The 8,269-nt window shown below is 71.2% G+C and carries 11 protein-coding genes and 1 tRNA gene; 5 read left to right on the plus strand and 7 right to left on the minus strand.

Annotation, left to right across the window (positions count from 1 at the left end):
• Positions 1–933, minus strand: a 933-nt coding sequence (locus VFN12_RS15415) for a BCCT family transporter (protein WP_325119626.1), incomplete at its 3' end; no start/stop codon positions are given.
• Between the two features lie 123 nt (positions 934–1,056).
• Positions 1,057–1,638 carry a LysR family substrate-binding domain-containing protein gene (locus VFN12_RS15420; protein ID WP_325119628.1) on the minus strand — a complete coding sequence of 194 codons (582 nt, stop codon included), beginning with the start codon at positions 1,636–1,638 and terminating at the stop codon, positions 1,057–1,059.
• Between the two features lie 154 nt (positions 1,639–1,792).
• Between VFN12_RS15420 and VFN12_RS15425 the strand changes: the two genes are divergently transcribed.
• Positions 1,793–3,406, plus strand: a complete 1,614-nt coding sequence (locus tag VFN12_RS15425) for an MFS transporter (RefSeq protein WP_325119629.1) — start codon at positions 1,793–1,795, stop codon at positions 3,404–3,406.
• A 1-nt stretch (position 3,407) separates the two neighbouring features.
• Here the strand turns inward: VFN12_RS15425 and VFN12_RS15430 are convergent, their stop codons facing one another.
• Together VFN12_RS15430 and VFN12_RS15435 are read right to left on the minus strand one after the other, a co-directional pair.
• Complete coding sequence (locus VFN12_RS15430; RefSeq protein ID WP_325119630.1) at positions 3,408–3,908, minus strand: RDD family protein; 501 nt, start codon at positions 3,906–3,908, stop codon at positions 3,408–3,410.
• The gene (locus VFN12_RS15435) at positions 3,895–4,449 is read right to left on the minus strand and encodes a hypothetical protein (protein WP_325119631.1); all 555 of its coding nucleotides are present in this window, start codon (positions 4,447–4,449) and stop codon (positions 3,895–3,897) included. Before VFN12_RS15435 ends, VFN12_RS15430 begins: the two co-directional genes overlap by 14 nt.
• Before the next feature lie 159 nt (positions 4,450–4,608).
• Here VFN12_RS15435 and VFN12_RS15440 point away from each other — a divergent pair, with 159 nt between their 5' ends.
• Positions 4,609–5,025: a DUF7144 family membrane protein gene (locus tag VFN12_RS15440; protein WP_325119632.1), complete on the plus strand. Its 417-nt coding sequence runs from the start codon at positions 4,609–4,611 to the stop codon at positions 5,023–5,025.
• Positions 5,026–5,048: 23 nt separating this feature from the next.
• Positions 5,049–5,243, plus strand: a complete 195-nt coding sequence (locus VFN12_RS15445) for a hypothetical protein (protein ID WP_325119633.1) — start codon at positions 5,049–5,051, stop codon at positions 5,241–5,243.
• Between the two features lie 5 nt (positions 5,244–5,248).
• Here the strand turns inward: VFN12_RS15445 and VFN12_RS15450 are convergent.
• Positions 5,249–5,337, minus strand: a tRNA-Leu gene (locus tag VFN12_RS15450).
• A gap of 79 nt (positions 5,338–5,416) precedes the next feature.
• Between VFN12_RS15450 and VFN12_RS15455 the strand changes: the two genes are divergently transcribed.
• The gene (locus tag VFN12_RS15455) at positions 5,417–6,739 is read left to right on the plus strand and encodes a M20/M25/M40 family metallo-hydrolase (RefSeq protein WP_325119634.1); all 1,323 of its coding nucleotides are present in this window, start codon (positions 5,417–5,419) and stop codon (positions 6,737–6,739) included.
• A gap of 4 nt (positions 6,740–6,743) precedes the next feature.
• Positions 6,744–7,208: a CoxG family protein gene (locus VFN12_RS15460; protein ID WP_325119635.1), complete on the plus strand. Its 465-nt coding sequence runs from the start codon at positions 6,744–6,746 to the stop codon at positions 7,206–7,208.
• Here VFN12_RS15460 and VFN12_RS15465 read toward each other — a convergent pair.
• Together VFN12_RS15465 and VFN12_RS15470 are read right to left on the minus strand one after the other, a co-directional pair.
• The gene (locus tag VFN12_RS15465) at positions 7,197–7,424 is read right to left on the minus strand and encodes a DUF5703 family protein (RefSeq protein WP_325119636.1); all 228 of its coding nucleotides are present in this window, start codon (positions 7,422–7,424) and stop codon (positions 7,197–7,199) included. The two genes, VFN12_RS15460 and VFN12_RS15465, sit on opposite strands and share 12 nt — an antisense overlap.
• Before the next feature lies 1 nt (position 7,425).
• The coding region (locus tag VFN12_RS15470; protein WP_325119638.1) for an aldo/keto reductase at positions 7,426–8,269 on the minus strand (844 nt) is incomplete at its 5' end.

Here is an 8,269-nt window from a genome sequence, read left to right on the forward strand (position 1 = left end):
GGGACCGACGACGAACACGAACCCGGCGAGCGCGAGCGCCAGCACCATGTTGATGTTCGAGAGCCACTGGATGCCCTTGGCCACGCCGGACACCGCCGACAGGACGAACGCGGCGGTGAGCACGGCGATGATGCCGATCAGGACGGCGTTGCCGACCTCGCCGATGCCAGCCACGATCTCCAGGCCGCTGCGGATCTGCAGGGCACCGAGGCCGAGCGAGGCGGCCGAGCCGAAGAGCGTGGCGAAGATGGCGAGCATGTCGATGACCTTGCCGGCGGGGCCGTGGGCCCGCTTGCCGAGGATCGGCTCGAAGGCGGCGGAGATCAGCTGGAGCCGGCCCTTGCGGTAGACGCCGTAGGCGACGGCGAGCCCCACGACGGCGTAGATCGCCCAAGGGTGGAGCGTCCAGTGGAAGAGCGTGGTCGCCATGGCGTTCTGGGCGGCCTCGGGGTTGCCGGCCTCACCGGTGCCCGGGGGCGGGGTGGCGAAGTGGGTGATCGGCTCGCTCACGCCGTAGAACATCAGGCCGATCCCCATCCCGGCGCTGAACATCATCGCGATCCACGAGACGGTCCGGAACTCCGGCACCTCGCCGTCGCGGCCGAGGGGGATGGCCCCGAAGCGTCCGAGGGCCAGCCACAGGACGAACACCACGAACGCGCTCGCCGTGAGCACGAAGAGCCAGCCCATCGACCCCATCGTCCAGGTCAGGGCGTCGCCCGACACCGTGGCGAGGGAGCTCGTGCTGAGGAAGCCCCACAGCAGGAAGCCGACGGCGATCGCCGCGGTGACGCCGAAGACGAGCTTGTCGAGACCGCCTTCGCGGCGGGTGGTGGGCTCCACGGACGGGTCCAGCGCCGGGTGGGTCACGGCGTCGGGGTGGTCGTTCTCGTGGGTCGTGGCGGTGGTCGGGTCAGGCTTCGTGGCTGTCACGTGTGATGTCCGGCGCGTCGGGCGCCGCCTCCTGTTTCCATTATCTCCACCCGCCACCCTGTCGTTGCATACCCCTGGTATGCAAACTGCGGGCCCGCCCGGACCCCCCGCGCGCGGGGTCGCTCAGCCCCGAGAGCTGCGCTCGGTGCGCCCGCGGACGATCCCGATGAACTCCTGGATCCTGGGGTCGTCGTTGTCGACCAGCCACGCCAGCCCGACCTTCGTGGTCGGCAGGTCGGTGACCGGGCGGAAGGTCACGTCCCGGCGGTGGTGGAGGCGGGCGACCGACATGGGGACGACCAGGACGCCGGTTCCGCTCGCGACCACCTCGACCGCCTCCCGGAGCGTCATCGGGGGGAAGTCGAGCTGCTCGGCCTCGGGGGACCAGCCGGACTCGTGGGGGAGGACCAGCTGCTCGTCGACGAGGTCGTGGGTGGTCACCTCCTCGGCCGCGGTCACCAGGTGGTCCTTCCCGACGACGACGACCGGTTGTTCGTCGTACAGCGGGATGAGGTGGAGCCCCTCGCGGTCGATCGGCAGCCGGACCAGCGCCAGGTCGAGGCTGCCGTCGCGGATCCCCTGGATCTGACCCTCCTGCTCGAGCGGCACCAGCTCGAGTGGCTCCCGGCGCCGCGCTCGCCACGTCCGGGCCCACTTGTCGGGGGTCGCACCCGTCACGAACCCGAGCCGCAGCGCCTCACCCATGCGGACAACCTAGGGCCACCCGGTGGCCGGCGGACGGTTCATCCGGATGGGGTGAGGCGTCAGGGGCGCTCCCTGCGCTGTGCTGGAGCCCGTTTCGGTGGTGGAGGTACCCATGCGACGACACTGTGTCGACAACAACCCGCGGGTGATCTGAGTGGCTGTGCAGGAGGCCCGGGCGGCCAGCGCGACAGGTGTCGTCCTGGTGACCCTGGCGTCGGGCCAGTTCCTCATGGCGCTGGACAGCTCCGTCATGAACGTCTCCATCGCCGCCGTTGCGGCAGACCTCGACACGACGGTCTCGGGTATCCAGGTCGCGATCACGATGTACATGCTCGTGATGGCGTCGCTGATGATGACCGGCGGGAAGCTGGGTCAGATCCTGGGGCGCAAGCGCACCTTCGCCATCGGGTGCGTGATCTACGGCTGCGGCTCGTTCACGACGTCGATCGCGCCCAACCTCGGCGTCCTGCTCCTGGGCTGGTCCCTGCTCGAGGGCATCGGGGCCGCCCTGATCATGCCGGCGATCGTGGCGCTGGTGGCCACGAACTTCGAGCGGGCCGAGCGCCCGCGGGCCTATGGCGTGGTGGCGGCGTTCGGGGCGATCGCCGTGGCCGTCGGCCCGCTCATCGGTGGGGTGTTCACGACCTACGCCTCGTGGCGCTGGGTCTTCGCGGGGGAGGTCCTCATCGTCCTGGGCATCCTGGCCATGACGCGCAAGATCGCCGACGCCCCGCCGGACGAGGGGGCGCGGCTGGACCTGGTCGGGACCTGCCTGTCCGCCCTCGGGCTGGGCCTGATGGTCTTCGGCATCCTCCAGGCCGGGACCTGGGGGTTCGTGACGCCGAAGCCGGGCGCGCCCGACTGGTTGGGGCTCTCACCCGTCCTCTGGCTCGTGCTCGCCGGCGGCGTGGTGCTGCGGGGTCTGCTGGCCTGGGAGACCCGCAGGCTCGAGTCGGGGGGGTCGATCCTGCTGAATCCCGCCATGCTCCGGAACGTGCGGCTGCGCGGTGGGCTGGTGTCGTTCTTCCTGCAGTACTTCCTGCAGTCCGGCCTCTTCTTCGTCGTACCGCTGTTCCTGTCGATCTCGCTCGGCCTGTCGGCGATCGAGACCGGCGTGCGGCTGCTGCCACTGTCTCTCGCGCTGCTGGTGGCGGCCCTGGCCATCCCGAAGCTGCTGCCCGACGCCTCACCGCGCAGGGTGGTGCGGTCGGGCTTCGCCGCCCTCTTCATCGGGACGACCCTGCTCACCGCCGGCCTCAGCGTCGGGGTCGGACCCGAGGTGGTCTTCGTGCCGATGCTCCTGGCGGGTGCCGGGATCGGTGCCCTTGCTTCCCAGCTCGGCAGCGTGACCGTCTCCGCGGTGCCCGACGAGGAGTGCGCCGAGGTCGGAGGACTGCAGAACTCCGTGACCTTCATGGGCGCCGCGGTGGGGACCGCGCTGGCCGGAGCGATCCTGATGTCGGCGCTGACCACGTCGTTCTTCCAGGGGATCGAGCAGAACCCCGACGTCCCCGCCAGCCTCTCCTCGCAGGCCGAGGTGCAGCTCAGCAGCGGGGTGCCGTTCATCCCTGACGACCAGCTCGAGGCGGCACTCACCGAGGCGGGCGTCACCGGTGACACCGCGGATGCGGTCGTCGCCGAGAACACCGAGGCTCGCATCGCCGGACTGCGCGCCTCCCTCGCCGTGCTCGCCCTGGTGGCCCTCGGTGCCCTCTTCGCCGCGCGCGGGATCCCGACCCGCCAGCCCGCTGCAGAGCCGGCGTCCTGAGTCAGCTCACCCGACGCGGATGGTGCTCGGGCATCCAGTCGTAGACCACGGAGGTGCCCAGGACGAGGTCCTGCAGGGACTTGCGGGACCGGACGACGCCGCACCACAGCAGGCCCAGTGGGAACAGCACACAGAGCGTCGCCCGCAGGAGCGACCGCATCAGCCGGGGCGCCCGGCCCTGCCGGTCCACGATTCGCAGCCCCATGAGGCGGGAACCGTAGGTGCGGCCCATGACGGCCCAGCTGCCGGCGAGGTAGACGATGGCGGTGGCCAGGCCCACCTGGATCAGGACCTGCTGCGATGCGCCGAGCACGCGGAAGTTGCGCGGATCGAGCGCGAAGGACAGTGCGTTCACGCCGAGGAGCCCGACCATGACCGCGGTCAGCACCACGGCGGCGTCGACCACCCCGGCCACGCCGCGGGTCACCATGCCGGCCCGGCGCCCCTGGTAGGGCCGGGCCTCGCGCGGGACCGCCGACGGGATCCCCTCAGCGCTCGTCACTCGCCGCAACCCGTCGACGACGTGGCTTGAGGCGTTCCATGGCGCGGCCGAGCGCCTCGTCCCCGGAGATGCTGCGCATCCGTACCTCGCGCACCGTCTCGGACGACACCGCGCCGGTGGACTCCCGGATGAGCTCCGGCAGATCGACGGAGGCGATGACCTCGTCGGCGAGCGTGGCCAGGTCGAGCCTGGCCAGCACCGTGTTGAGGTCCACCCGGCTCAGCAGCTGGTCGGCCACGAGCGGGACGACCCTGTCGAGCACCTCGGCGAGCTCCCGGCCGAGGTCCTCGCGCTGCTGGGAGCCCCGCAGGGCGAGCAGCTCGACCGCTCGGCGCAGGTGGTAGCGCTCCGGCACCAGAGGGGGGCTCAGCACCACCGCTTCGGCGAGCGGCTTGCCGAGCGAGACCAGCCGGCGACCGGTCGCCGCCGCTCCGCCGACCACTCCGGTGACGGCTGCGACGCCCACGTCGAGACCCGACACGGGGGGCAGGGGGAACCGCACGAGTCTCCGGCTGCGCGCACGGGCGCCATTGGTCGGCATGGGCAGATCATCGAGCCCGGGCACGGGGGACGCATCACCCGGAGCGGGGGACCGGGGCCGGGGAAGTCGCCTGTTACGGGTGACCCGTCGGACGCCGTACCCGCCTAGCGTCGCAGGAGCAGACCGGTAGCCGACCGTACGCCGCCGCCAGGAGGTCCGATGAGTACGTCCCCGAGTGCCTACGACTACTCGACCAAGGGAATGCTGTCCTCCGGCGTGACGGGCTTCGCCGCGATCATGCTGATGGCGGTGGGGTGCTTCCAGGTGCTCCAGGGGATCGCCGCGATCGCCAACGACGAGTTCTTCGTGGCCGGCGAGGAGTACGTCTTCAAGTTCGATGTGACTGCGTGGGGATGGCTGCACCTCGTCCTGGGCCTGCTCGGCGTCGGGATCGGGATCGGGATCCTCACCCGGATGACCGTCGGACTGCTCGCGGGCATCGCGCTCGCGTTCGTGAACATGATCGCCGAGTTCGCATTCCTGCCCCACTACCCGTTCTGGGCGATCCTGCTCATCGTCTTCAACGTCATGGTCATCTGGGCGCTCTGCAGCCAGCTGGCACACAAGGACGGCTGACGGACAACTGGCCGGGAGCCGGCATGGACCGTCCCGCGCTGGGTACCACCGGGCACATGGCGGCCAACGACTCGGGGTGTGCTCAGCACGTCTGGGTGCTCGCCGTCGTCGGAGAAGGGCGTGGCCGGCTCGACATCGCCTCGACCTGCAGCCTGTGCGGCGCGCTGGACGACGAGTCCGGACCCGCGACCCACGGAGAGGGGCCTCGGGTCTGGTGACCTGATGGTGTCCGAGGGGGGACTTGAACCCCCACGCCCTAATACGGGCACTAGCACCTCAAGCTAGCGCGTCTGCCAATTCCGCCACCCGGACGAGTGCGCAGGAACTCTAGCAAAGCAGGGGGGCGTTCCCCGCATCGGGATCGGCCGCCCCGCAGTGTCATGCTGGGGGCATGTCGGGCGCTGAGATCGGGCGGGATCACGACCCCGCGGCGGAGGTCGTGGAGGTGTGCCGCGACCTGATCAGGATGGACACCTCGAACTACGGCGACAGCTCGGGGCCGGGGGAGCGCAAGGCGGCGGAGCACGTCGCCACGCTGCTCGACGAGGTCGGGATCGAGAGCCGCCTGTACGAGTCGGAGCCGGGGCGGACGTCGGTCGTCGCACGCTGGGGCGGCGGATCGTCCGACAAGGGCGCGCTGCTCCTGCACGGCCACCTCGACGTGGTGCCTGCCGCCGCCGAGGACTGGCAGGTCGACCCGTTCTCCGGCGAGATCCGCGACGGCTACCTGTGGGGCCGCGGAGCAGTCGACATGAAGGACTTCGACGCCATGCTGCTCGCGGTGGTCCGGGCACGCGCCCGCGCCGGACGCGAACCCGAACGCCCGGTGGTGCTCTGCTTCACCGCCGACGAGGAGGCCGGGGGGCACAAGGGCGCCGAGGTGCTGGTGCGAGACCACCCCGAGGAGTTCGAGGGCTGCACCGAGGCGGTCGGCGAGGTCGGCGGGTTCAGTGCCACGGTCCGCGGTCGCCGCATCTACCTGATCGAGGCCGCCGAGAAGGGCATGGCCTGGATGAAGCTGACCGCCCGTGGGCGTGCCGGCCACGGGTCGATGATCAACCGCGAGAACGCCGTGACCGAGCTCGCCGCGGCGGTGGCCCGGATCGGGGCCCACCAGTGGCCGGTGCGGCTGACCCCGACCATGAAGGTGCTGCTGGCGTCCGTCGCGGAGGTGGCCGGGACGGAGGCGACACCCGACAACGCGGAGGCCTTGGTCGACGAGTTCGGCACGGCGACCCGGATGCTCGGCGCGGTCCTGCGCAACACCACCAACCCGACCATGCTCGGCGCCGGCTACAAGGTGAACGTGATCCCGACCGAGGCCACCGCACACGTCGACGGGCGCTTCCTGCCGGGCTTCGAGGACGAGTTCTTCGCCACGCTGGCCGAGCTGTGCGGTGAGCACGTCGACGTCGAGTGGGTCTCCAGGCAGCCGCCGTGGGAGGTGCCCTACGAGGGTGAGCTCGTGGACGCCATGACCCGATGCCTCCTCGCCGAGGACCCGGACGCGATCGTGGCGCCGTACCTCATGAGTGGTGGTACCGACGCCAAGCACTTCAAGAAGCTGGGGATGCGGACCTACGGGTTCGCCCCGCTCCGGCTGCCCGCCGATCTCGACTTCACCGCGCTGTTCCACGGCGTGGACGAGCGCGTGCCGGTCGACGCGCTCGAGTTCGGGGCACGGGTGTTCGACCGCTTCCTCGACGAGGCCTGAGCGGGTGGCGACGTTCACCGCCGGCGACCGGTCCACCGAGGTCGTCGCGGCCGACCGGAAAGCCCTGTGGGCCGCGCTGACCGATCCCGACCTGCTGCCCCGGCTCACGCCCTACCTGCACAGCATCGACGTCGACGGCGACCGGTGGCGGTGGAACATGGCCCGGATCCCGGTGCTCGGGATCAGCGTCGCCCCGTCGTTCACGGAGCAGATGACCTTCGACGAGCCGCGGCGGATCACCTTCACCCACGACCCCCGGTCAGAGCACGAGAAGGCCGGGGTGGAAGGCAGCTACCAGCTCGAGGAAGCCGAGGGCGGGACCCGGCTCAGCATGCAGGTCGACATCTGCGTCGACCTGCCGCTGCCGGGCGCGGCACGCGCAGCCGTCCAGGGGGCCATGCGGGGCGTGATGGCAGTGATGGGGCGACGGTTCGCCGCCAACCTGCTCAGGCACCTGTCAGACGGGTGAGGTCAGCCGCTGCCGGATGATCCGCCGCCGGAGGATGACCCTCCGTGTGCCGTCGGGCGCGATCCGCACCCGGTCCAGCTCCCACCCGCCGTGCTCCGCGCGCTCGACGAGCAGCCTCGTCACCACGTTGCGGGAGAAGTCCCGCGAGATGAGCAGCCTCTCGAACTCCCACTCGACCCCGCGTCCGAGCGGGTTCTGGGTCGCACGAGTGGCCACGTCACTCTCCCGACACGTCGTCGAGTGCCTCGACGATCTCGTCCGGCAGGGTCAGGTCCTCGACGCCGAGGGCGTCCTTGAGCTGGGTGGCGGTGCGCGCGCCGACGATCGGTGCGGTCACTCCGGGCCGGTCCCGGACCCAGGCCAGCGCGACCTCGAGGCACGACCAGCCCAGGCCGTCGGCCGCGCGTGCCACGCCCTCGACGATGCCGCGGGACCGCTCCCCGAGGTAGCCGTCCACGAAGTTGGCGAAGTGGGGCGACGCGGCCCGCGAGTCCGATGGCGTTCCGGTGCGGTACTTGCCGGTGAGCACGCCGCGACCCAGCGGGGACCACGGCAGCACGCCGATGCCGAGAGCGGCCGCCGCGGGCAGGACCTCGTGCTCGATGCTCCGGTTGAGGAGGGAGTACTCCACCTGGGTCGAGGCGATCAGCGCCCGCCCGGGAACCGCCCGTTGCCAGGTCGCGGCCTGCGCGGTCTGCCAGCCGGAGTAGTTCGACACTCCGACGTACGACGCGCGGCCGGAGGTGACCGCGAGGTCGAGTGCGGACAGGGTCTCCTCGAGGGGGGTGTCGTCGACCCACGTGTGCACCTGCCACAGGTCGACGTGGTCGACGCCGAGGCGCTGGAGAGAGGCATCGAGCGTGCGGAGCAGGTGGCCGCGCGAGACGTCGGTCTCGCGGGTGCCCCGCCGGCGCGAGATACCGGCCTTGGTGGCCAGCACGATCTCGTCGCGGGCGACCACGTCGCCGATCAGGGTGGCGATCAGCTCCTCGGACGCGCCGTCGCCGTAGCCGGCCGCGGTGTCGAGGAGCGTGCCGCCCGCCTCGGCGAAGGCGATGAGC

This window comes from Nocardioides sp., assembly GCF_035703625.1.
Lineage (GTDB): Bacteria > Actinomycetota > Actinomycetes > Propionibacteriales > Nocardioidaceae > Nocardioides.